This window comes from Paeniglutamicibacter sp. GQ140, from assembly GCF_059759235.1.
The window spans coordinates 261,946-287,438 of the sequence record NZ_JCAXDW010000003.1; the positions used below are offsets into that span (position 1 = coordinate 261,946).

General features: G+C 58.1%; 12 protein-coding genes. 11 read left to right on the top strand and 1 reads right to left on the bottom strand.

Going from position 1 to position 25,493, the window contains the following annotated elements; all coding sequences use genetic code 11:
* Positions 1–11 precede the first annotated feature (11 nt).
* Genes pglX through AC6CHY_RS06050 form a run of 5 tightly spaced genes read left to right on the top strand, consistent with a single transcriptional unit; the run spans position 12 to position 11,435 of the window.
* Positions 12–3,488: a BREX-1 system adenine-specific DNA-methyltransferase PglX gene (pglX, locus tag AC6CHY_RS06030; protein WP_498226043.1), complete on the top strand. Its 3,477-nt coding sequence runs from the start codon at positions 12–14 to the stop codon at positions 3,486–3,488.
* Complete coding sequence (pglZ, locus tag AC6CHY_RS06035; RefSeq protein WP_498226045.1) at positions 3,485–5,980, top strand: BREX-1 system phosphatase PglZ type A; 2,496 nt, start codon at positions 3,485–3,487, stop codon at positions 5,978–5,980. The genes pglX and pglZ overlap by 4 nt, the downstream gene beginning before the upstream one ends.
* 9 nt (positions 5,981–5,989) lie before the next feature.
* Positions 5,990–8,155 carry a BREX system Lon protease-like protein BrxL gene (gene brxL / locus AC6CHY_RS06040; RefSeq protein WP_498226047.1) on the top strand — a complete coding sequence of 722 codons (2,166 nt, stop codon included), beginning with the start codon at positions 5,990–5,992 and terminating at the stop codon, positions 8,153–8,155.
* Positions 8,152–9,447, top strand: coding sequence for a hypothetical protein (locus AC6CHY_RS06045; protein WP_498226049.1), 1,296 nt, complete (start codon positions 8,152–8,154; stop codon positions 9,445–9,447). Before brxL ends, AC6CHY_RS06045 begins: the two co-directional genes overlap by 4 nt.
* On the top strand, positions 9,447–11,435 hold the full coding sequence (locus AC6CHY_RS06050) for an ATP-binding protein (protein ID WP_498226050.1): 1,989 nt from the start codon (positions 9,447–9,449) through the stop codon (positions 11,433–11,435). Before AC6CHY_RS06045 ends, AC6CHY_RS06050 begins: the two co-directional genes overlap by 1 nt.
* An 89-nt stretch (positions 11,436–11,524) precedes the next feature.
* On the opposite strand, the gene AC6CHY_RS06055 is transcribed toward AC6CHY_RS06050, so the two are convergent.
* Entirely contained in the window at positions 11,525–15,712 is a 4,188-nt protein-coding gene (locus tag AC6CHY_RS06055; protein WP_498226052.1) for an NACHT domain-containing protein, read from the bottom strand.
* A gap of 711 nt (positions 15,713–16,423) precedes the next feature.
* Between AC6CHY_RS06055 and AC6CHY_RS06060 the strand changes: the two genes are divergently transcribed.
* The 6 genes from AC6CHY_RS06060 (at position 16,424) to AC6CHY_RS06085 (ending at position 25,491) form a co-directional block, all read left to right on the top strand.
* Positions 16,424–18,649 (top strand): polyribonucleotide nucleotidyltransferase, encoded by a 2,226-nt coding sequence (locus tag AC6CHY_RS06060; protein WP_498226054.1) that lies wholly within the window; start codon positions 16,424–16,426, stop codon positions 18,647–18,649.
* Between the two features lie 290 nt (positions 18,650–18,939).
* Positions 18,940–20,343, top strand: coding sequence for a M16 family metallopeptidase (locus AC6CHY_RS06065; RefSeq protein WP_336245176.1), 1,404 nt, complete (start codon positions 18,940–18,942; stop codon positions 20,341–20,343).
* A gap of 422 nt (positions 20,344–20,765) precedes the next feature.
* The gene (locus AC6CHY_RS06070) at positions 20,766–21,992 is read left to right on the top strand and encodes a toxic anion resistance protein (protein ID WP_498226056.1); all 1,227 of its coding nucleotides are present in this window, start codon (positions 20,766–20,768) and stop codon (positions 21,990–21,992) included.
* Positions 21,993–21,994: 2 nt separating this feature from the next.
* Positions 21,995–22,798 (top strand): hypothetical protein, encoded by an 804-nt coding sequence (locus tag AC6CHY_RS06075; protein ID WP_217391065.1) that lies wholly within the window; start codon positions 21,995–21,997, stop codon positions 22,796–22,798.
* Between the two features lie 389 nt (positions 22,799–23,187).
* Positions 23,188–24,696 carry an alanine/glycine:cation symporter family protein gene (locus AC6CHY_RS06080; protein ID WP_217391072.1) on the top strand — a complete coding sequence of 503 codons (1,509 nt, stop codon included), beginning with the start codon at positions 23,188–23,190 and terminating at the stop codon, positions 24,694–24,696.
* 252 nt (positions 24,697–24,948) lie between these two features.
* Positions 24,949–25,491: a PadR family transcriptional regulator gene (locus AC6CHY_RS06085; protein ID WP_498226057.1), complete on the top strand. Its 543-nt coding sequence runs from the start codon at positions 24,949–24,951 to the stop codon at positions 25,489–25,491.
* The last annotated feature ends 2 nt before the right edge of the window (positions 25,492–25,493 follow it).

The window sequence follows — 25,493 nt, forward strand, 5'->3', positions numbered from 1 at the left end:
GACACTCACGTATGGACACCAATCCTCTAGAGCGCTTCGCCACCTGGGCCCGTCGCGAACTGATCACCGCGGTCGAAGCCCAGGCCACCTCCGTGCTTAGCGCAGGCTCGGTCGCCCGCACCGAACGGGCAGCCGCGGTCAAGAGTCTCGAAAATGAGATCAGCCGTAACGGCCTCAAACACGTGATCGATAGGGTCGCCTACACCTGGTTCAACCGCATCATCGCGCTGCGGTTCATGGACGCACGCGGGTACACCGACGCTGGCATCGTCTCGCCCTCGCGGGGCCATGTGCATGGCCAGCCCGAGATCCTCGCCGACGCCAAACGCGGCAACATCGACACTGACGTCGTCACGAGCACTCGAGCCGCCGATGCCATCATCGGGCTTCTTGACGGTACCCGCCGCAGCACCGACGCGGAGGGGGAGGCCTATGCGCAGTTGCTCACCGAATACTGCCGGTATTGGCACAAGACGATGCCGTTCATGTTCGAACGAGAGGGTGACTACGCGGAGCTCCTTGTACCCGCTAACCTCCTCGCCGACGGCGCGATCCTGTCGCGCGCGCTCGAGGTGCTCACCGAAGAGGTTTGCGACGACGTGGAGGTCATCGGCTGGCTCTACCAGTTCTACATTTCAGAGCGTAAGCAGGAGATTTTTGGTAGCAAAAAGAAGCGTGGTGCTGCGGAGATCCCTGCTGCTACCCAGCTCTTCACCCCGCACTGGATCGTCCGCTATCTCGTGGAGAACTCCCTCGGCAGACTCTGGATGCTTAACCGTCCATCGTCCGGAATCGCCGACCAGATGGACTACTACATTGCTCTGGTTGACCATGAGACGGATTACCTCAAGATCAATAAGCCCGAAGAGATCAAGATCATTGACCCCGCATGCGGCTCGGGCCACATGCTCACCTACGCATTCGACCTCCTTTACGCGATCTACGAGGAAGAGGGTTACGCGCCGTCTGAAATCCCCGCGCTGATCCTCACCAACAACCTCTATGGGACTGAGATCGACTCGCGCGCGGGTTCGTTGGCGGCTTTCGCATTGACGATGAAGGCGCGCGCGAAGCAGCGGAATTTCTTCAACAAGCAGGTCGAGCCAAATATCTGCGTGATCGAGCCGGTTTGGTTCGAACCTGATGAACTTAACTTCCTCATGACTCGAGGCGGCGATCCCGACGAGGAGATCGCATTCTGGAATCAGTTCACTGACGCTGACACATTCGGTTCCCTGATACAGCCCGATTCCGATGTCACGGCTCGACTTTCGCGACACTTTGAGACTCTCAATGCGAGTGGTGACATGCTCAATGCTGATGCAATCGAGCGGGCCGGCCACGTTGTGCGTCAAGCGGGTGTTCTAGCGTCGCAATACTCCGTGGTGGTGGCAAACCCGCCGTATATGGGTGCATCTCGGATGGACGGCAACCTGACCGTCTGGCTCAAATCCGAGCTTCCTCTGGGCCGCGCGGGTCTGGATGTGGCTTTCTGGGAACGGTCGATGGCACTGTTGGGCTCCGGGGGGCGCGCGGCCCTCGTGACGATGCACTCGTGGATGTTCCTTGCGACTTACGCAGAATTCCGTGCCGCGATTTTCGAACGTTGGACGCTCTATGGCGCGTTACACCTCGGGCCAGGTGCATTCCCGGAAATCAGTGGTGAGGTTGTTGGCACGGTCGCGGCAATTATGTCCCCGTCTAGCGATCGCAAGGTGCGCGCGGCCTATGTCAAACTAACGGATTCGAAATCCAAGGAATCCGACGCAATCCGGGTCTCGACAGGCGATGACGTCTCACTGCGCTTTGATGTCTCACTCAATGAGTTGGCGACCATCCCTCGCACCCCGATTGCATATTGGATGGGTGAAGCCGAGCGTCAAGCATTTGGAGTGCGTCCGTCCATTTCCACGATCTGCCGGTCTGGCAATGGGTTGACGAGCTCTGACAATAACCGTTTCCTGCGCTTCTGGTGGGAGACCAACCTGTCAAGCATTGAATCGAACCGCGGCCCCGGTGAATTGCCGAGTTCGAAGCGCTGGCACCCAATCAACAAGGGTGGCGGCTTCCGTCGGTGGGCGGGTAACTGCGATTTCGTGATCGATTGGGCGAACGATGGCAAGGAGCTTTATGACCTTCGTCCTGCCTCTACAGTCCGGAATCCGGGTCTATTCTTCCGGCCGTCTGTGTCTTGGTCTGACATTGTTACGGGACCCGTTTCATTCCGGTTCTACCCGAAGGGGTGGATCTTTGACGCTTCAGCGAACAGTCTGTTCCCAGAGGGAGACGACATTGAGGGGATGCTCGCGTTCGCTAACAGTTCATTCGCGGGTCAAATGGCTCCTCTGCTGAATCCGGGGCTTCATTTCAAGCTCGGCGACATGGGGTCGCTTCCGTATCTCAAACGGACAGATTCGGGTTGGCGTGAGGAGATTGACGAGCTGATCGACTTGGCGCAGCAGGACTGGGATAGCGTCGAGACAGGCTCTGGGTTTGAGATGGAAGGCCTTACGGCGCGGCGAGGCTCAGAGGCTGTCCTGCTCACCGAGCTGGCCAGGCAGGTCGTTGAAGATGAGATCACAATGACCAAGCGCGTGCATGAGTTGGAAGCAAAGAACAACTCCGAGATCGCAGCGCAGTACGATCTTGACGCCGAGTACGCAAAGGCTGGGCCAATTACTGACGTCTCGCTGATCCAGAACCCCTGGGCTGGCGGGAAGGTATCAGGCTTTGAAGCAGAAGTCCGGCAAATTCAGCGACTCGTGGCCGATCTTGTCTCCTACGCGGTGGGCTGCCTTTTCGGCCGGTACAGTCTCGAGGAGCCTGGGCTGATTCTCGCAGACCAAGGCGCGACGCTTCAGGACTACCTCGCGAAGGTGTCGACACCGACGTTCGCACCGGACGGGGACAATGTCATCCCGTTCGTTGATGGTGAGTGGTTTGAGGATGACATCGTCGCCCGGTTCCGTCAGTTCCTCCGCGCCGCCTTCGGTGAAGAGCACTTTGAGGAGAACCTACGGTTTGTGGAGGAATCGCTCGGTGTGAAGGCGCTTCGTGACTACTTCATCACAAAGGCGGGCCAGTCGAAGTTCTACGATGACCACGTGCAACGCTACAGGAAGCGCCCGATTTACTGGATGTTCTCCAGCCCGAAGGGCTCCTTCAACGCCCTAATTTACATGCACCGCTACACTCCATCGACGGTGTCTACTGTGCTGAACGAGTACCTGCGGGAGTACCGCGGCAAACTGGAAAACGCGCTCCAGCATGCTGAGCGCGAGGCCGCGGGGGATGCCTCCGCTAAAGCTCAGAAGGAAGCCGATCGGATGCGTATAATCCTCGCCGAGTTACGCGACTACGAGCACGATGTGCTTTACCCGTTGGCGACTCAGCAGGTCTCGATCGATCTCGACGACGGTGTGAAGGCGAATTACCCGAAGCTTGGTAAGGCGCTGAAAGCGATCAAGGGCCTGGAGTTGGCTGAATGAGCAAAGCAACCTCAATTCAGGGTCACCTCGCGTCGCGTTTTGCTCGGCACAGGCTGGTGATTTGGCTCGACGCGGAAGGCAGCTATGCGTCCGACCTTGACAGGCATGTCCCATCAGGCATCACAGTGTTGCGGGTTGAGAACGATGAGTTCGCGATCAAGCATCGTGTGCTGCGCGAAAACCCAAGCGGTAAGTTCCTGATCTACCGGTGCGGGCGTACTCCTTTGGGGCCCGCGAACTGGTTACTCGATCTTGAGCTGGCCTACGGCACGTTCACTGCCGACCGCGGTGCGCTGCTGCGTGCCGACCTTGGCCTCGCTATCGCTGGCGCCGATGAACTCGTCGCCGCTCACGAGTCGTTCTTCGCGGATGGCAAGCTGCTCGCAAGGTTCAAGGATCTGCTGCGTGACAGCGATGATCTGGTGACCGTGCAGGCAAAGATGTGCTCTGCCGTGCTGGGACAGAAGGAACACAGCCTCTCAGAGCTGATGCGGACGCTGCTCATAGAGCATGCTGGCGGTGAAAGCATTGGCTACGACGCGCTCCTTGAGCATGGCCTTGCCGAGTTCCACTGGGACGGCGCGGCCAAGATCTACGGCTACCAGCCCGAGACGCCGAGCATGGCTGGATTCGTGTATTGGATGTTCCGTCAGGCCCACGATGGGTTCGCCGCCACAGCATCGAACGCGGCACGCAACATCGAGATTGACTTCCGTAGCTTCCGTAACGACCGGCAGAGTACCCAGGCGCTCAAGACCCTTGCACTTCAGGCTGAGGTAGACCTTGACTACGCCGATCACGCGTCTGCTGTCTCGCTGGATGAACTCTCCGCCGCCGACATTTTCGACGCTGGAGAGAAAGAAATCATTCGACGCTTGATCGATGCGATTTCCGCGCAGACCATGTCTGGGCGTGACATCGCTGACGCGATTCGGGCCCGCCGTACAAGCATGTGGTTCGACGACTATGCGACGCTCTATGTTGCGCTAGGCGCCGCTGCCGAGCTGCTCCCGCTGATCAAGTCGGTGCGGCTCGACTTGTCGACTTTCGATGAAGGGCTCACGCGGTATCGCGACGAGCTGTACCGCATCGATCAGCTATACCGGCAGTTCACTCACGCGGGGCACACCGCGGAGTTCAAACAGCCGCTGGAAACCCTCACCGAACAAGTCGAAAACGCCTACGTCAACGACTTCCTTTATCGTCTCGGCACGGCGTGGCAGCAGCATGTCGACGCGATCGACCGATGGAAGAGCCCGGTGCTCACCTCGCAGAGCTCCTTCTTCGACCACTACATCGCGCCGATCATCCGCGGCGGCCGCAAGAAGGCCGTGGTCGTCATTTCAGATGCGATGCGGTATGAGGTCGCCCACGAGCTACATTCTAGGATCCGCGGTGAGAACAAGTACGAAGCCAGCATGGAAGCGATGCTCGGTGTTCTCCCGAGCTACACCCAACTTGGCATGGCCTCCCTGCTGCCTCACAAGGCGCTCGGACACTCCACCGAGGGTGACCCCGTGCTGGTTGACGGCCAGCGCTCGGACGGGACCAACAACCGAACCAAGATCCTCGCCGCAGTGGGCGGGACCGCGATCCAGGCCAAAGACTTCCTGAATCTGAAGTCAAGCGAACGCCGTGACCTGTATTCGGCAAACCAGGTGCTCTACGTCTACCACGACACCATCGACGCCACCGGAGACAAAGCGGTGTCCGAGCACCGCACGTTCAAGGCAGCGGATGAGGCGATCGACGAACTTGTCAGTCTCGTCAAAGCGCTCGCAAGCGCGAAGGCCACCAACATCTTGGTAACTGCGGACCACGGCTTTCTCTATCAAGACGGGAAGCTACCCAAGCAATTCAACCTTACGGTGAAACCGCAGGGCGACAAGATCGTTGCCGAAAAGCGCCGGTACGTGTTGGGACGAGGGCTGAAGGACGATCCTGCCTTCCGGAAATTCCTCCCCGAACAGGTCGGTTTGAGTAGCGATCTTGAGGTCCAGGTCCCGAACTCGATCCTCCGCATCCCGCAGCCCGGTGCCGGCTCCCAGTTCGTGCACGGCGGGGCTTCTTTGCAGGAGATCGTGGTTCCGGTAATCACGATTAACAAGAAGAGCTCTGATACGGTCGAGCTAGTCAACGTGGACATTCACCCCGAGACCGACAAGATCACCACCGGCCAGGTCGTCGTGAAGCTATACCAGTCGATGCCGGTCACCGATCAGCGACCGGCTCGCCGCCTTCGGGCCGGGCTGTATTTCGGGGAGACGCTGATCTCGAATCAAGTTGAGTTGCTCTTTGACCACGCCAGTGCAGAGGGACGGGACCGGTTCCAGAGTGTCCGGCTTCTGCTGAGCCAGGACGCTGAGCAAGCGAACAACCAGCGCGTCGAATTCCGGCTTGAACAGCCGATCCCTGGCACGGGTGACTGGAAGCGGCACAAGAGTGCGCCTTACACGATCAAGCGCTCCTTCACCTCCGACTTCGACTTTTAAGGACCCCTGATGAGCGATGACCTCGGCCTGACCCAGCCTGCCCCGGAGACGGAGACGGCAAACCTCTACGTGACCGAAGCTGACGGTGGCGCCTCCGAGCCCAGCGCGCTGGATCGCAAGATCAACCAGCACTTTGCCGGCACAGTTGTCCGCAAGGACCTCGTCAAGGCGGTCAAGGGCAACGCGATCGTTCCCTCATACGTGCTGGAGTACCTGCTCGGACAGTACGCAGCGTCCGATGACGAAGCCACCATCCAAGCGGGGATCGATTCAGTACGAAAAATTCTCGCCGACCACTACGTACACCGCAACGAATCCGAATTGGTGAAGTCAACAATCCGAGAGAAGGGACGCCACCGGATCATCGACAAGGTCACCGTCACCCTCAACGAGAAGGACGATGTTTACCAAGCCGAATTTGCCAACCTCGGCATCAAGGGTGTCCTTGTAGAGCCGTCAACTGTGAAGGCGAACCAAAAGTTACTCGTTGGCGGCGTGTGGTGCATCTGTGACATTGAGTATTTCCACAGCGACGATACGCGTATGGTGCCGTGGATTCTTGGTTCACTTAAGCCGATCCAAATGTCGAATTTTGACTTCGATGGCTACCTCACCGCGCGCCGTGAGTTCACCACCGATGAGTGGATCGACCTGCTCATCCAGTCGATCGGCTTCAACCCCGAACTGTTCGGCCGTCGATCGAAGCTTCTTCAGCTTGTTCGGCTCATCCCGTTCGTCGAACGTAACTACAACCTTGTCGAGCTGGGACCGAAGGGCACCGGCAAGTCACATATATTCTCGGAGTTCTCGCCCCACGGCATGCTGATCTCCGGTGGCGAAGTCACAGTGCCTAAACTGTTCGTCAACAACGCCAACGGACGGCTTGGTCTCGTCGGGTACTGGGACGTCGTCGCATTCGATGAGTTCGCGGGCAAGAAGAAGCGCACCGACAAGGCCCTCGTGGACATCATGAAGAACTACATGGCGAACAAGACGTTCTCCCGTGGCGTGGAAACCCTGGGTGCTGAAGCATCAATGGTGTTCATCGGTAATACTTCGCGCACGGTGCCGCACATGCTTAAGCACTCTGACCTGTTCGATGAGCTTCCGGACAGCTACCACGATTCCGCTTTCCTCGACCGACTTCACTTCTACATTCCTGGTTGGGAAATCGACACCATCCGGAGCGAGATGTTCTCGACCGGTTATGGGTTCGTCGTCGATTACATCGCTGAAGTACTTAAATCCATGAGGAACGCCGATTATTCCGACCGCTACCACACTCATTTCACGCTTGGTCAGGATATTTCCACACGTGACCGTGACGGAATCCACAAGACATTCTCCGGACTCGCGAAGCTCATCTACCCACACGGTGAGGCTTCACCGGAAGAACTCAAGGAGCTGCTCCGTTTCGCCATCGAAGGGCGAAAGCGCGTGAAGGACCAGATTCTGCGGATCGATTCGACAATGGTCGGAGTGAAGTTCGGATATACGGACCTGAGCGGCAAATGGACTCCGGTTTCCACGCTGGAGGAAGACGAATACCCGGTCTACTATCGGGACCGTCTTCGCAAAGCCGATAACCCAGAAGGAAAAGCGACTAACGCTCCGCCGGGACTTGTTACCTCTGGTACGTCCACGACGGAAACCGTGGATCTCGCAAAGACGCACCAGTCGTTGCCCGACGGACACCGTGAGTACCAGGAAAACCAGCGCGGTGTCTCATACAAAGAACTGCTGCTCCCGTATCTTCGTGGCGCCACGGAGATCTCGATTATTGACCCCTACATTCGACTTCCGCACCAGGGGCGCAACCTCGTCGATCTTCTCGCACTGCTCGCCACCGAGAAAGAGGCCGCCGACGAGATCGGGATAACACTAGTGACGAAAGAAGTATTGGGGGAGTTCCAGCGCCAGCACTTGATGATGCTCAGGGACATCCAAGAAAGCGCTGCGGCGGTTGGCATCAACTTCAACATCGCTTGGGATGAGACGATTCATGACCGCTCGATCCGGTCCGACAATGGATGGAAAATCTTGCTCGGCCGGGGCCTCGATATCTTCCAAAAGGGCTCCGGTAATCAGTTCGACATCGGTGCCAGGCATCAGGAATTCCGCCAAGTTGTCGCCTTCGGCATTACCTACATCCATGAGGAGGCTACACAAGCATGACCGACGTCCGCATAAACGGTGTGCGACAGCAGCCAGTGGCCGAGGGCAGATCATCAGGAATTTCGCTAGAACGTCTTCGCACGATCGTGCAGGATTCGCATCTCAACTTCTTGATCGGCGCAGGTACGTCAAGCAGCTTCTTCGCAGCCCTTGGCAACATCGAGAAAGCGCTCACGGAACTTGCCGATGCGGAAGGGGATGAGGCCTCAAAGCGGCTCGTTCGTGCGTCGATCCAGGCCTATTTCTTCGATAATGTCCTCGTACCGAACCAGAAGATTCTTAGCAGAGACAAGTCGGCGGAGCCGGTTTTGCTCTCCTATGCGAAGTTCTTGCGAACTATCAACCGAACATTGCTCAAGCGCTATAGCTCCCTACTGCCTAAACAGGTTAACCTTTTCACGACCAATGTCGACATGGTGTTCGAGGTGGCGATGGAACAGCTGGGCATTGACTACTGTGATGGGTTCAGCGGCAAAATTCGACCACGATTCGACCTGGGTGACTTCAACACTATCCGCTTCCGGATGGGAAGCCGCTATGAACATCGATCCGAGGTACCGGTGTTCAACCTTGTCAAACTTCATGGCTCTGCAGCGTGGCGCCAGGAAGAACGTAGCGGGGAAAAAGCTGACATCTTTTTCGATCACGGGCTCACACTTATCGTGGACGCCGAACGTCAGCTTAAGGCGGCTCACGGCGTTCTACTGGACGTCCTCGTTGACCCGAAGCCCACGGAGCATGGACCAGCGATCCGCTCAATCAGCGACCTACTCGCCGAGGCCGACGCTAAGGTGCAAGAAGGTTCAGATCTAATTGCGGTCACCGCGTTCGCCTCGGCTTATGAGAAGCTGGGCATAGTCAATCCTGACAAGCGCAAATTTGCCACGACGGTTCTTAACGAGACCTACTATGAATTGATCAGACGCTTCGCGAACGAAATGGAAAAGGAAAATAGCGTTCTTTTCGTTCATGGGTTCTCCTTCCGGGACGAACACCTCCGGGACCTTGTGGTGCGCGGTGCCCGAACGAACCCAACGCTGCAGGTCATCGTATTTTGTTTTTCTCGCAAAGACCGGCAAAGCTATGAGCAGCTCATGCCGGAGATGGAAGTAAAGAACGGAAATATCCTGTTTGTTGCGCCAGCCGAGCCGGCTGAAAGCGAGGACGAACGCTACGCAACTCTGGATGTTGTCGACGAGGACTACTTTGCAGCGCTCATCGCTAACAGGGTTCCTGCACCAGATCAACGAATCGAGCTAGACATCCGCACCGGTCAATTGGGGAGCCTCTGATGCTTGACGAAGCAGTTCTTGAACACGACGCGGTTTTCCAGGTCGGACGGGTAACTTCAGTCGACGGTCGTCGTGTAAGGGTAGCTGTCGACAAACTCAAGAACAGCTCCCACATCCTCTACCGCGGCGGAATCGTTCGCAATGTCTCCGTAGGCAGCTACCTCAAGATTGTCAAAGGCTTCGTCGAACTCATTGCCAAGATAGACGGAGAGATTGTTCAGGAGGACCGATCAACTTCCGCAAAGTATCAACGAGGAGTTGATCAACTGGCGCGCCAGCTCGACGTAAGCCTCGTCGGATACATCGAGAACGGGCGTTTCGAACGTGGCGTTCGTGAGATGCCACTTCTTGACAACGCATGTTTCATCCTTACACAGGGGGAATTTCAGCTTATCCACACCTTCGTCGATGACGACGATGTAGCGCTCGAGATCGGAGCTCTTGCGATGGAGCCGACGCAGCCGGTCGCGGTTGGCGTCAACTCAATCTTTGCCAGCCACGTGGGAATCTTCGGTAACACTGGTAGTGGAAAGTCCTACACGCTGGCGAAGCTCTACCACGAGCTGTTTGAACAGTACGGACCAGTGGGTACCTTTCGGAAGAGAACCCAGTTTGTTCTCATAGATTTCAACGGTGAGTATCTCAATCGAGACGTACTGGATGGCGACTCACGCTCCACCTCGGCAGTGACTGGAGACGCGAACAAACAGGAGTATGCATTGAGCACCCGTGCGACTTCGGGTCCCAGACTGCCGCTGTCGCAAAGCGCAGTCAACGACATCGGATTCTGGACTGTGCTCCTGGACGCTACGGAGAAAACTCAGGCACCCTTTTTGGCACGGGTGCTTTCAAGCGACTACTGGGAACGACGTCTGGAAAATTCCCATGACTTGTTAGTGGTGCTTGGTGAAATGGTTCTGCGAGCGACGAAGAGCAGCGATGTGTCTATGGACCGTCAGACGGTCCTCAACCTCCTTACAGAGATACAAACGTGCCTCGGCTCGTCCCCATCGCAAGAACTTGCGGACATGATCGGTGACTTTCAACAAAATCTTCACTACAACGCTACTATGCGGAAGTTCTACTGGGGCGCCTGGACCAATTATATTGACACGGACCATGCATTATGGGAGTCCTACACGAAGGACAAAGTTACGGCACTGTCAATTGACTTCGCGACGATTGAACCTGGCATCGATTTAATCAGATTCAAGATTGTCCTGCAGTATTACAACGACATCATCAGCGGGTTTTCCAATCGTGAGCATTTGGCCCCATTGATCAAAAGGCTCGAGACTCGCGTTCCGGATATCAAGAAGCTTGTTACTGTCTCAGACGATGAGCCCTTTGATAAGCCCTTGATCGTTGTCTCACTTAGAGACGTCAATTTGTCGATGCGCAAGGTGATACCTATGTTGCTCTGCAAGCATCTCTATGAGCAGAAGAAGGAGATCGACCCAAGGAACCAGCGCTACCTAAATCTGATCATTGATGAGGCACACAATATTCTCTCACTCGAGTCGTCGCGGGAGAGCGAAGCGTGGCGCGACTATCGGCTTGAAACATTTGAAGAAATTATTAAGGAAGGGCGGAAGTTCGGTGTATTTGTAACGCTGGCAAGCCAACGACCGCACGACATCTCGCCGACTATTATTTCGCAGCTCCACAACTACTTCCTTCATCGCTTGGTAAACGATCTTGACATACGGGCAGTCGAGAAGGCTGTTGCCTACCTCGACCGAGTTTCTTTCGAATCGTTGCCGATTTTGCCCACAGGGGCATGCATATTGGCTGGTGTATCAACGCAGGTTCCGGTCGTGGTGCAGATCGCTGCGCTTCCCGATGAAGCAACTCCCAACAGCCGAACTATGAAGGTAACCTCGGACTGGTTAAAGCCGTTGGGGATCGAATCTCCTGGGCTGGGTGAACAAGAGGAGGAGTCCGAAGCACCTCCTTCGAACTGGATGGACGACTGGCCTCCGTTCTAAAGAACGTTCAAACTGTGATGGCGTTTACCTCTGACACCGTGACTGAGGGTAATGCTGATCCCTTGTCACCGCGTACCGCCGTAAGTTTGTCATTCGTCGGTTTCTCTCACCATAATCCGGGGCCCATCCATGGCTAGGGGACTATCCGGTGAATAAAGAGCCGTGTACCAAATATCTGAGAATGCCATTTTGCGTGAATTACTTTTGGAGTCTAGTAGGGCGTGCTTCTCGCTAAGTGTTCCAATAACCAACTCTGCGCCAAGGGTTCGCAGTCTCTCTTCCAGCCACTCGGGCTCAACCAAAAGAGCACTCTGGCCATTCTCCCCGTCATCAAAGTTTATTGCTTTCGCGATGACCCGATTGCCGGATTGCCATTGGGCTGAGAAACCGACCCACCGGGCATTACCAAGCAGTTCACAGGTCGGAACGTAGAAATCAACGTTTTCATCGATTGAGCAGTCGAGTGTGTGGCCCTCCCACATATATTGCTCAACAGCAGGCCAAGCAGTTAGCTGGATGTCGAGAAGCTCATCTGGGATATCACGGTCATCAATTATTGTTTTTGATCTCGACTTCATGATGGGCGACCATTCTTGTTCACCAAGGTACTGTGTGTGAATTCGACTGGTATCGGGCATCCAACGACCACTTAGCCCACGTTTGCTGATGAATTCCTGGAGCTTCTGACCGTTGCCCGAGGGGGTCAGCCACGAAAATTGCAGGAAGAATACGTCGAGTTCGCGCTTCGTTATGCCTCTCCGAGCAGCGTTTGCCCTATCCCAGGTGGAATAGCGCTGAAGCGCGATCCATTTTTGACCCTTGGAATCAACTGGCGTAAATAATTGTGGCGCGGTCGGGAGATCATCAACGCGAGCAACCCACTGCTTCGCCTCTCCTGTACGAACCATGCTTGGCGAAGCTAGCGCTGACGACGAGTCACCTCGGGACTCAACAATGGTCACTCTACGAGTACTTGAGAGTTCATCGGGGGGTAGGCTCGGGTCAAAGTCCCTTCCATACCAAGACCAGGGCCCTTCATAGACCATGGCATCGGCCCCCCAAGAGTCGTATGCAGGATGGCAGTTATCAGCGAGCCTGGCAAGCAGCTCTTGATGGGCAATCCATTGGTATTTCTTGCCGAAACGTTCGGACTTGTGTGAGTCACGTCCTTTTCTTAAATCATGGTTCTGTTCAAATTCGCCAAAACGCTCGGTAGTCCAGCCCAAACCTATCGCCCGGTGTGCAATCCATCGACCTGCCCAGTCTGCGTCAACTTGTCCAGCTGGATCTTGATACTTCTTCGCTGGTGGTGGCCCTGACAAAGGGTACCGACTGAAGAAACCTGCATCAGACTTTACGACATACCTGTTGAAATCACCCATCCAGTCAAGACACGACGACAAGATCGATGACGCGCGCCACTCGACGAAATCACCAGCTTCATTCTTGAAATATCCATAACGCTCGCGCAGCTGGACTGCAGTGGGTGGTTCTTCCGGAGCTGCGGCACCGTATGGAGGAGAAAACCGTGCCAGAGAACCGTCATCTAATAGATCGCGGGAATGCGCCCAATACGCGATCCCACGTGTGGAATCCCTCGCGACAGCGTGTATAGGTAGTCCTGTATCGGCCCATTCCAGAAGTAGCCCGACGATACATCTCACCGCATCGATGTTGTTGTCTCCCTCGACCATAATTGCACCGTAAATGCAGGTGAGTACTCGCTCTTGAACGTATGGGTCATCGACCTCACGAGCCTTCGCTATGAGGGCGGGGACTTGGGCAAGATGCGCACTAAGCACCGAGACGAGCAACCTGCTAGTTCGGTCACGCAGGAACCTGTTTGAGGACGTTAGCAGCCACATTAGTCCTATGCACGCAAGCCGCACCTGTTCTGGATTCGTATTGGAAGCTCCACGTACTGCCCATTCCGATATCTGAGCGAACGCTGGTGAGCGGTCGTCAGTCCGGAAAGCATCGACGGACCAAGACGCATCGCGTTCAGGCATCGGGAGCGAAACCAGTTTCGAGTGTAGCCAGTCCGCATTGGCCAAATGGTCTTCTTGGACGGAAAGCGCGAGGACGATATCAACCCAGTTTTCACGGTCGGCAAGGAGCCCGTCCTCGAGGAATTTCATTGTGCGCCGACTGAAAGAGGATGATGCCCGGTCGACTAGACTTTCGAGTGTTGCTTCGAGAAGGCGGTAGTCTGCGGCACACTCTGGCAGCAAATCGATTAGCTCGATACCGTATTTCTCAGGTAACAGGACGCCCATTGCTCGCCAGAGCCAAGGCTCGGTTTGGAGAGTACGCTTGAACTTGGTCGGCACGTTTTCTGGCTGATTCGTACCATCGAAGCTCTCACCGTGTGCGAGAAGCTCAGAATGATTTGCGTTAATTTCGAGTCGTCTTGAAGCCAAAAGCTGCTCAGAATATGCCTGGAAAGGGAAAGCCGCGGACTCGTTGCCTTGGTAACTGGGCCGGACCTCCAGGAGACCCTCACTAACCATTTGTTGAAACAGCGTCTCTGGCCAGTCGCGGCCTGGTAGAAGCTGGTCGATCTGCTCTTCCATCTGTGATCGCGACACAGCTTGGCCCGCATTGACAAGGAGCAGATCGGCCGCGACCGTAACGGCTTTCTTCACAACTGGAGTGCTGGGCGAGAGCCGTAGAGCTTCGCGTACACGTTCGCTCTGAACGTTTGCGAATCTCTCAAATAAAGTAGATCGAGTTGGTAGATCAGCGTTAGCTGAGGCGTCAGCCGCTACGACCGAGCAGTACATCCGAAGAAAGAGTGGGCTATTAAAAGATGCATCAAGCGTCATAGTGGGAGGTACAGAAATATTGAACAATCGACAGTATGCAGAGATAGCCTCGAAAATGTGTCCAGCGAAGCCGGGATGACTGACACGTTCCATTGTTCGTGGAGGCGAGATTATTTGATGATAATCAGTGCGATAAGAAACGACCAATGCCAGATGCTGGCGTGACTCGATCTGTGCTCGCATTGGCGCGAGTTCTGTTCGCCACATACGCGGGTCTTGGGCTTCATTGAGGGCATCGACAATGATCACCGCGCGTGTTCCACGAGCCTCAGCTAGTGCGTCGATTGCGTCTAGGAATTCGTCGCTTGACGGAGCCGGGTTCCCGAGTATAGAAGACATGGCTGACCACCAGTTGTCGTTCTTAATCCTTTGACCGGGAACGACGATCGCGGGAGTTCCTGCGTCCAGAAGTGTTTCACTTAGTTTCATTAATGCGTGCGTTTTACCCTGCCCAGCAGGGCCCTCTAGCGCGACTGCCCTGTCCGCGTATATTCGTGTTTCTCTACTGCCAGCGAAATCGATCAGATTCGACGCTACGGTGAACGCCATTTCTAAGTTGCGTTGATTGGCTGGTTCAGTTGTCCGGAGGCAAGTTGTGGCGCTACTAGCTATGGCATTGGCGGCCTCGCATAGCGCCGGGAAATCAACTTGGGCTGTAGGCAAAGTGTTGAACTTCGAAGATCCGCGGAGACTTTCTTGCCTGACGTTCTCTATGGCGGTGAGATTAATTTCGACGTCAGCCGTAGCGTCTCCCCACATGCCATGATCTTTCCGACAAGCAATGAGCAAGCGGGAGATGATAGTGCTAATTTTCTCGAGGAACCGTGGTGTGGCACAAACTGCATCCAAGAATTTCTCAACTTGTGAGACTGTGTGGGCATCCGGTGTATATCGTCGGCCGACCACCTGAACAGATTCGTTCCACCGTTGTCGGAGCCATTTATCACTTATCTCTATGTGATTGAACCAGTAGGACCTACGCCCTATGTGTTCCTCCTGCATCAGCGTTGAGAGAACATCTCCGGCTCTGATGACTTCGAAGGTCAAACGACTTGCGCCTTGAACATTATTCCTCCAGCGCGCAACCGCGTCATCCCACCGCTGTTGATCCGATTTGGACCGGCTTGACGCCGCATCTGTGAAGTCATAGGGAACAATGAAGACAAGGCGTGTCATCTCGGGGCGTTTGGTCGCCACCGTCTTTACGGATTCAAGCATCCCGCTGAGGGCATCTTCTAGGTTCTTATTGAACTTGGCTTGGAATCCCTCTTGATGGCCATCTTCGTAGATGTCATACCACTCGACGCCTCCGTCAGGTGCACGAGTCTTTCGAGTTTCTAGCCAGCCGGCTTTTGGCGTTCTGCGTAATTGATATGCCAGCTCTTCCCAAGCCCGGTTTTGGGATCCTTCATATTCACGAATGTCCCGCAAACGTATTCCTGTGGTCGCCACGAACTACATACCTTTTTTCTAGTCGAATTCCAAGCTTTGATTAGTGTATCTGAGGATAGTTTCTAGATAGGTTCGAATCTTGTAAATGAAGAAGACTGAGGGATCCTTCGCTATAAAACTATTAGCAAACAGCTCCCCCGTTTGCCGGCATGAGTTACGGATGAAACGCGGTTGGTCTGGATCTTCGGGAGCATCGAGTGCCTCGCATGCATTCTTCTCGACGGCTCAAAATCCTTGTATCGAAGATCATTCCATTCAATGAACAAGTCCATCTGTCGGGCAATGTAAGAGCCGACTCGGTAGATAAACCTGAAATCCCCACTGTTGTTAACACGGGGGATAACTCGTTCGGCGTTGATCTCCCCGCTAGTTCAAAACGCGCCTCCGAATGGTCGCGAACTCACAGTCACTCGAGCGTATTGGCGCGCCCAGAGGTGCGGATAAACCATCAGTCCGCGCCGTCACTGCGCCGAATCCGTTAACCCGGTAGGCTGGTATACGTATGGCTTGCAATTTCGCATGACCAGCACAGAAACAAGACGAAATATCCGCGCACTTCGCGCACTTGACCCACCGGAAGACAGTCGCGGTCCTCGGTAGTGGCTTTCGCTCTTCCTCAGGAAGAGCGCGAGTCTCGATCGAAGACCAGATTGCACCGATGTGTGGCCTGTTCGCAGTGTGCTGCGGATATTGATCGAAAGGACACGCCCCATGGAGGGTCCCGAAATTCAATTCGCAGAGGCCGTGATCGACAACGGTCGATACGGCAAGCGCGTTATCCGCTTCGAAACCGGCCGTCTGGCCCAGCAGGCCGCAGGTGCGGCCATGGTCTACATCGACGAAGAAACCGCACTGCTCTCGGCCACCACGGCCGGCAAGCACCCGCGTGAAGGCTTCGACTTCTTCCCGCTGACCGTGGACGTCGAGGAGCGCATGTACGCTGCCGGCCGCATCCCGGGCAGCTTCTTCCGTCGCGAAGGTCGCCCGTCGACCGAAGCCATCCTGGCTTGCCGCCTGATGGACCGCCCGCTGCGCCCGGCCTTCGTCAAGGGCCTGCGCAACGAGGTCCAGATCGTGGTCACCGTTCTGGCGATCAACCCTGACGAGCTCTACGACGTGGTTGCCATCAACGCTTCCTCGATGTCGACCCAGCTCTCGGGCCTGCCGTTCTCCGGCCCGATCGGCGGCGTCCGTGTTGCCCTGGTTGACGACGGAAACGGTGCCCAGTGGGTTGCCTTCCCGAAGCACAGCCAGCTGGAAAACGCCGTCTTCAACATGGTTGTTGCCGGCCGTATCGCGGGCGACGACGTTGCCATCATGATGGTCGAGGCCGAGGCCACCGACAACTCCTGGAACCTCATCAAGGAACAGGGCGCCACCGCCCCGACCGAAGAGGTTGTTGCCCAGGGCCTTGAGGCTGCAAAGCCGTTCATCAAGGCACTGTGCGAGGCACAGGCAGATTTGGCAGCACGCGCCGCCAAGCCGACCGTCGAGTTCCCGGTCTTCCGCGACTTCGAGGACGACGCCTACGCAGCCGTCGAGGCCAAGGCCACCGCCAAGCTCACCGAGATCTACCAGATCGCCGGCAAGCAGGAGCGCGACAACGCTTCCTCCGCCTTCAAGGACGAGGTCGTTGCCGAGCTCGCCGCCGAGGGCACCGCCTTCGAGACCCGCGCAGGCGAGATCTCCAAGGCCTTCGGTGCTGTCACCAAGCAGGTCGTGCGCCAGCGCATCCTGACCGACCAGGTCCGCATGGACGGCCGCGGCCTGTCCGACATTCGCAAGCTCACCGCCGAGGTCGAGGTTCTTCCCCGCGTCCACGGTTCGGCGATCTTCGAGCGTGGCGAAACCCAGATCATGGGCGTCACCACCTTGAACATGCTCAAGATGGAACAGCAGATCGACTCGTTGAGCCCGGTAACGCGCAAGCGCTACATGCACAACTACAACTTCCCGCCGTACTCCACCGGTGAGACCGGCCGCGTGGGTTCGCCCAAGCGCCGCGAAATCGGCCACGGTGCCCTAGCAGAGCGCGCCATCATGCCGGTGCTGCCGTCGCGTGAGGAATTCCCGTACGCCATCCGCCAGGTCTCCGAGGCATTGAGCTCCAACGGCTCGACCTCGATGGGCTCGGTCTGTGCATCGACCCTGTCGCTGCTGAACGCCGGTGTGCCGCTGCGCGCAGCCGTCGCCGGCATCGCCATGGGCCTGGTGTCCGACGAAGTTGACGGCCAGACCCGCTACGCGGCCCTGACCGACATCCTGGGCGCCGAAGACGCCATGGGCGACATGGACTTCAAGGTTGCAGGTACCTCCGAGTTCATCACCGCCATCCAGCTTGACACCAAGCTCGACGGCATCCCGGCATCGGTCCTGGCAGCTGCGCTGACCCAGGCCCGCGAAGCCCGTCTGCACATCCTCAATGTCCTGAACCAGGCCATCGACACCCCGGACGAGCTCTCCACCTACGCTCCGCGGATCATCTCCGTGAAGATCCCCGTAGACAAGATCGGCGAGGTCATCGGCCCGAAGGGCAAGATGATCAACCAGATCCAGGAGGATACCGGAGCGGATATCTCCATCGAGGACGACGGAACCGTCCTCATCGGCGCCACCAACGGGGAAGCTGCAGATGCAGCACGCTCCGCGATCAACGCCATTGCCAACCCTCAGGTTCCTGAGATTGGCGAGCGCTACCTCGGCACCGTCGTGAAGCTGACCACCTTCGGTGCGTTCGTTTCGCTGACCCCGGGCAAGGACGGCCTGCTGCACATCTCCGAGCTGCGCAAGCTCGCCGGTGGCAAGCGCGTTGACGACGTCGAGGACGTTGTCTCCGTGGGCCAGAAGCTGCAGGTTGAGATCACCAAGGTCGACGATCGTGGAAAGCTTTCGCTTGCCCCGGTTGTAGCCGAGGAAGACCTCGTCGAAGCCGAGTAATCCTAGGTTTCTAGGCTGAAAAATCCCGGTCCACCTATTGGTGGGCCGGGATTTTTCCATGTCCGCCCGAAACCCGGGATCAGCGGCGGGCCTGCCATCCGTGGCGGCCGCGGCCCGGGGACTGTCCCGTGGTTCCGTGCCGTGGGGGCGTGCATGGTGAGAGTCCGCTCATGAACTGGCAATGAATGGTATGCCCTGTGGAAGAATGGGTTAATGCCTTTCGTGCGCCACTGCGCGCGAATAACCCAATGCTCCGCACGCAGCCTGCGCGGACAGTAAGGATGTTTTCTGTGGTCATGATTCCCCTGCCGCTCACCGGCTTCGGAATGTCTCCCGCTCCCGCGGGGGAGCGCGGCGTCTCCGACGCCACGGCCCCGATCGAGGCGGGGGACGCCACCATCATCCACGGCGAGGCCGGTGGAGCCCTGGTGCGCCGCTCGGTGTTGCCCGGTGGCGTGCGCGTGCTGACCGAGGCCATGCCCGGCCAGCGTTCGGCCACCATTGGTTTCTGGGTGGCCGTCGGATCCCGCGACGAGCAGGAAGGCCAGCACGGCTCCACCCATTTCCTGGAGCACCTGCTGTTCAAGGGCACCAAGCGCCGCACGGCCCTGGAAATCGCCTCGGCCTTTGACGAGGTCGGCGGCGAGTCCAACGCCGCCACCGCAAAGGAAAGCACCTGCTACTTCGCCCGCGTGCTGGACTCCGACCTGCCCATGGCCATCGACGTCATCGCCGACATGGTCACCTCCGCCGTGATCGATCCCAATGAACTCGAGCAGGAACGCGACGTGATCCTCGAGGAGATCGCTATGGACGCGGATGACCCGGGGGACGTGGCGCACGAGCGCTTCGTCGAGGCCGTCATGGGCCACCACTCCCTGGGCCGTCCCATCGGCGGTACGCCCGAGGCCATCACCGGCATCGGCCGCGACGCCGTCTGGGAGCACTACCGGCGCTTCTACACCCCCGAGGAACTGGTCATCACCGCCGCCGGCTCCCTGGACCACGATGAGGTCTGCGACCTGGTCCTCAAGGCCCTGCGCACCGCGGGCTGGGAACTTGAGGAGGGTGCCTCGCCGGTGCCGCGCCGCGACACCACACCGGTGGAGATCACCGGCTCCCAGCGCATCGACGTGATCCGCCGCCCCGTCGAGCAGGTCAACATCATCATGGGCTGCCCGGGCATCGTCGCAACGGACGAGCGCCGCCACGTGATGAGCGTGCTCAACGCGATCCTCGGCGGCGGCATGTCCTCGCGCCTGTTCCAGGAGATCCGCGAGAAGCGCGGGCTGGTGTACTCCACCTACTCCTTCTCCGCCGCGTACTCCGACGCCGGCTACTTCGGCATGTACGCCGGGTGCGCCCCGGCCAAGACCGAGCGCGTCATCAAGCTGCTCGGCGAAGAGCTGGACAAGCTGGCAGCCGACGGCATCACCGACGAGGAGCTGCGCAAGGCCGTGGGCCAGCTCTCCGGCGGCATGGTGCTGGCACTGGAGGACCCGGGATCGCGCATGTCGCGCCTGGGCCGCGCCGAGCTGGTCACCGGCGTCTTCCACGACATCGACGAGTCGCTGGAGCGCGTCAAGGCGGTCACCCCGGAACAGGTGCGCGAACTTGCGGCGCTGCTGGCGTCGCGTCCGCGCACCATCACCGTGGTGGGCCCGTTTGATAAGCCTTCGGACTTCGGAATGTAGGCCTTCCGGCCTCTGGTCAAAAGGACCGTTTTTGCTTCTTTGGAAGAAAAAACGGTCCTTTTCTCAATTTCCAGGAACTTTCGGTGTTTTTCCAGAATTCCTAGAATGAAAGATTCTGACCATGGCTTCGTGGTCTGATTCAGGAAGTGGCTCCTTGGGCATCATGGATGCTGTTGTCGCCGATCATCGCGAACAAGACATGCCATGACAGCGCGGATGTTTGAGGGCAAGGCCGCCAACGTTTGCTCGAGTCTCAATCCCGCAAAGGGCCCGCAAAAGGAACAGGTTTGTCAAAGATTGTGGTCCGGCTGATGAGATAGGTTTAAATGTGATTGCCGCGGCTAAAACAGGCCATTTACTGTTACCTACAAGTAATCCCTAGTAGACTGCAAGTTATCCCAGAGCCTTCCAAGGAGCACATCATGCTGAACCCACTCGACCTCGGCGCGACCTCGTCCCCGCAGGTAGGAAATCCACTGGAGCTGGAGCCGCCGAAACCAATAGTTGAGGTTGTGGTTCACGCTCCGGAGAAGGTCGGCGGCATGATCCTGGTGGATGCCGATGCACAGCAGAAGCACGCCGAGAATGCCAAAACTTTTCTTGATGACCTGCTGGCCACACCGCTCCAGAGCCCGGAGTTTCAGACCAAGTTAGCGCAGTTGACGCGGCTGGGCGAGGGAACGATGCAGCAGGCAAGCTCCGCATCCAACCGCATGTTGAAGAGGCCGGCAGCCGCCCTCGCAGCCACCGGCGCGGACCCTGCATCGCGTACCGGCAACACCCTTGCGGAACTGCGACAGATCGTCACCGAGCTAGACCCCAAGCGCCATGATTTGACTGGCGCGAAGCGCATTCTGCGTTTCCTTCCCGGAGGCAACGCTATCCAGCGATACTTCATGAGGTACGAGTCAGCACAAGAACAACTTGACGCCATCACCAAGGCACTCAAGGGTGGGCAGGACGATCTCCGTCAGGACAACGCCGCCATCCAGACCGAACGCGATGCTCTCTGGGCAGCGATGGGGCAGTTGGCGAACTACGCCGTGCTCGCGAGCCACCTTGGAAACGGTTTGGAGCAGAGGATCGTAGAGCTGCGCAATACGGGCAAAGCGGACGATGCCACAACACTTGAAGCAGACGCCCTCTTCTACGTCCGCCAGCGCCACCAAGACCTATTGACCCAGATGGCGGTATCCATCCAAGGGTACTTAGCTCTTGATGTGGTCAAGAAGAACAACTCCGAGCTGATCAAGGGTGTGGATCGGGCGCTGGACACAACTCTTGCGGCGCTTCGAGTAGCGGTGATAGTTGCGCAGGCCCTGGCTCAGCAAAAGATCGTGCTGGCGCAAATCGATGCCCTCAATTCCACTACCTCGGACTTGATCGTCTCGACCTCCGAACTCCTTCGCTCCCAGGGCACAGCCATTCATAAAACTTCTGCCCAAGCCTCGATCGACTCCACCAAGCTGCAAGAAGCGTTCGATAATGTTTTCCAAGCCATGGACGAGATCGATAGGTTCAAGGTCGGAGCTGCACAGTCGATGAAACAGACAGTGCAGGTCCTTGAAGGCCAAGTAGGACGCGCGCGAACTCAGCTGGAGCGTAGTCACGCCTCTGACGCAGCCACTACGCACACACGGGGGGCATAGTGATGTCGCGCTTCACGCGAGGGAACATTCTCAAAGTGGTTCTTGCCTTCGTATTTTGGCTTTTCGCCGCTTTCTACTTGCTCATCATTGGCATGGGTGCCAAAAACAAAAAGGTCATGCTTGAAGGTGGGCTCTACGCTGTCCTCTTCATTGTTGCTTTTTCTCTCCCCAATGGCAGCGGCGCTATGATCGGTCTCGGATCCATGGTCTTGTCAGCCGTGCGGTCCTACATGCTTCGCGATCTCTGGCTCCCTAAGAGAGTTCGGAAACTGCGCAGTGGCGAGGCGGTCCAGATACCAGCGCCAGCCCCAGCGCCGCCGATACAGTTCTACCAGCCGTCCCAGGCAGCGACTCCGGTTGCTGGAGCTTCGGACGAACTGTCGCCCGCTCTGACATGGGTGAGCGCGCAGGCTAAGCAGAACAAGCACCGTCTTCCCGCTGATACGTACGTAACCATTCTGGAAACGTGCCAGATGCTTGACTCGGTCATCGACGCGGAAACCCGGCAGCCCTCTGGCGATGCGCGCTTTGAGTATGAACTCGAAGCCATGGTGCGGGAGTACCTACCAAATGTTCTTCAGGGATTCCTGGCCGTACCGCCGAGCATGGTGGACAACCGGCAACCAAACGGGCGAACACCCAATGAGGAATTGGTTGAGCAACTTAGCCTCCTTATGGGACAGGCCGAGACGTTGCACTCCACCCGGCACAACCAAACTTCGGCGGATTTGACCAGTACGGGCAACTTCCTCAGGGAGCGGTTCGGGCACCACCAACCAGGTGGCTTCGACTTCGGGATCAAGTAAAAAACACGGACCGAAACCGCCGGTGTTTCGCTGCGAGAACGCCGTGCCAGGTGTCTTTGATTACTTGCGGCGCTGCTGGCGTCCCGCCCGCGCACCATCACCGTGGTGGGCCCGTTCGATTCACCGGCCGACTTCGGAATGTAGCCCACGCGGCACCTTGCCTTCAAGGACCGCCCTTTTCCCGATTCGGGACGAGGGCGGTCCTTTTTCGTGCACCGTGAGACAATCTGGACCGCTTATCGCTCATTTGCCACCGTTCGTCTTGGTTCACCCGGATGTAACGTGCATATGGTCACCATGCGTGCAACGTGACGTAGGATAAGTGCTTTGTGACAGTAGTCACGCTCGCACTTTCACGACTCGCACGAGAAGATATGGGACCCGTACTTATGGACGACCTCGCAACTCTCCTCGGTGACATCAGTAGCGTCATCTGGGGACCCTTCCTGCTGATCCCGCTGCTGCTGGGCACCGGGCTGTACCTGACCTTCCGCCTCGGCGGACTCCAATTCCTCAAGCTGGGCGCGGCGCTGCGCCTGGGGCTGCTCAAGCGCAAGGATGCCGGCTCGGAGGGGGACATCTCCCAGTTCCAGGCATTGACCACCGCACTTGCAGCCACCGTCGGCACCGGCAACATCGTCGGCGTGGCAACCGCCATCGGCATCGGCGGCCCCGGCGCGCTGTTCTGGATGTGGGTCACCGGCCTCTTGGGCATGGCCTCGAAGTACTCGGAGGCCTACCTGGGTGTCCGCTTCCGCGGCACCGATGCCGCCGGGGAGAAGTCCGGCGGACCGCAGTACTACCTGGAGCGCGGCATCCGCGGCCCCCTGGGCAAGTTCCTTGCGCTCTTCTTCGCCATTGCCGCGACCATTGCCTGCTTCGGCATCGGCAACATGACCCAGGGCAACTCGATCTCGGCCAACCTGGAGAACTCCTTCAACGTCCCGACCTGGACCACCGGCCTGGTGCTGACCATCATGGCCATGGTCGTTCTCGTGGGCGGCATCAAGTCCATCGGCAAGGTCACCGCCGGCTTCGTGCCGATCATGATCGTCTTCTACGTCGCCGCTGCCATCTACATCCTGATCGCCAACGTGGGCCAGATCCCCGCGGCCCTCGGCCAAATCTTCACCGAGGCCTTCACCGGCACCTCCGCGGTCGGCGGCTTCGCCGGCTCGGCCATCATCATTGCCGTGCAGTTCGGCGTGGCCCGCGGCATCTTCTCCAACGAATCGGGCATGGGCTCGGCAGCCATCGCGGCCGCCGCGGCGCAGACCACCCACCCGGTCCGCCAGGGCCTGGTCTCCATGACCCAGACCTTCATCGACACCATCATCGTTGTCACCTGCACCGGCCTGGTCATCATCACCACCGGCGCCTGGAACTATGTCGACCCGGAAACCGGGAAGCAGATCTCCGCATCGCTGATGACCGGACACGCCTTCACCTTCGGGCTGCCGGGGGAGTGGGGGCACTGGATCGTGACCATTGGCCTGGTCATGTTCGCCTTCTCCACCATCCTGGGCTGGTCCTACTACGGTGAGCGCAACATCGAGCGTCTCCTCGGACGCAAGGCCGTCATGCCGTTCCGCGTGATCTTCTCGCTCGTCGTGTACGTGGGCTGCACCACCCAGCTGACCGCCGTGTGGAACTTCTCCGACATGATGAACGGCCTGATGGCCATCCCGAACCTGATCGGCCTGCTGATCCTCTCGGGCATGATTGCCCGCGAGACCCGCTGGTACCTCAAGCACGACCCGAAGCTCGAGGCCACCAAGGACGAGATCGAGGCCTTCATGAAGGAACGTCCGGGATGGGCGGACTGGAAGGCCGGGGACGTCCTGGGCTCCAGCCGCATGTCCAGCTCGGAACGCGACGCCGTGGGTGACCGCTCCTAGCGCCATCCTTTCCGCAACCGCGGACACCACAGGCGATCCCCGCCACCAAGGCCCTCACGGGCGACGGTGGCGGGGATCGCCTTTTGGGTTTAGGCGAAAGATATAGCCTGAGCGATTGTCGCCCGGAGGGCTGTATGGGCGAAAGTTCCTTGGTTTTGGGGAAATTGGCGGCTCAAACCCATGGATTACCCAGTATCGCGCGATGTATCTTTAAGTATCGTTCGTACGTCGTTAGCGATAGAGGAGAGCATCATGCACCACTCAAATCCAACGGGCGGATTCTCCGCCAACAACCTCGACGGCGTGTGGCAGGCCGTCGAGGAGCTGCGTTCACGCTTCGAAAAGCGCGCGGGCACCCGCGCCGGACGCGGCGAGGTGCGCTCGGCGGTCCTTGCCCTGCTCGCCGAGCGGCCCATGCACGGCTATCAAATCATCCGGGAGATCGAGGAGCGCAGCGGCGGGGCCTGGAAGCCCAGCGCCGGCTCCGTCTACCCCACGTTGCAGCTGCTGGCTGACGAGGGGTCCGTCAACGCCGAGGAATCCAATGGCCGCAAGATCTACTCGCTGACCGAGGCCGGCCGCGAGGAGGTTGCCGACTCGAAGCTCTCGGTGCCGTGGGAGCCCGCCGGGGGATCGGCGGGATCCGGCGGCGGATCGCTGCCCAAGGCAGGCGTCGAGCTCGCCCAGGCCGCCGCCCAGGTCGGCCGCACCGGCACCCCGGAGCAGGTCCAGGAGGCTGTGGCGGTGCTTGAGGAGGCACGCCGCAAGCTGTACTCGATCCTCGCCCAGGGCTAGCG

Bases quoted from the DNA above. Each gene is read 5' to 3' on its own strand.
- AC6CHY_RS06085 (WP_498226057.1), top strand. From the start codon at position 24,949: ATGCACCACTCAAATCCAACGGGCGGATTCTCCGCCAACAACCTCGAC.
- AC6CHY_RS06070 (WP_498226056.1), top strand. From the start codon at position 20,766: ATGCTGAACCCACTCGACCTCGGCGCGACCTCGTCCCCGCAGGTAGGA.
- pglX (WP_498226043.1), top strand. From the start codon at position 12: ATGGACACCAATCCTCTAGAGCGCTTCGCCACCTGGGCCCGTCGCGAA.
- AC6CHY_RS06060 (WP_498226054.1), top strand. From the start codon at position 16,424: ATGGAGGGTCCCGAAATTCAATTCGCAGAGGCCGTGATCGACAACGGT.
- AC6CHY_RS06050 (WP_498226050.1), top strand. From the start codon at position 9,447: ATGCTTGACGAAGCAGTTCTTGAACACGACGCGGTTTTCCAGGTCGGA.
- pglZ (WP_498226045.1), top strand. From the start codon at position 3,485: ATGAGCAAAGCAACCTCAATTCAGGGTCACCTCGCGTCGCGTTTTGCT.
- AC6CHY_RS06080 (WP_217391072.1), top strand. From the start codon at position 23,188: ATGGACGACCTCGCAACTCTCCTCGGTGACATCAGTAGCGTCATCTGG.
- AC6CHY_RS06045 (WP_498226049.1), top strand. From the start codon at position 8,152: ATGACCGACGTCCGCATAAACGGTGTGCGACAGCAGCCAGTGGCCGAG.
- AC6CHY_RS06075 (WP_217391065.1), top strand. From the start codon at position 21,995: ATGTCGCGCTTCACGCGAGGGAACATTCTCAAAGTGGTTCTTGCCTTC.
- brxL (WP_498226047.1), top strand. From the start codon at position 5,990: ATGAGCGATGACCTCGGCCTGACCCAGCCTGCCCCGGAGACGGAGACG.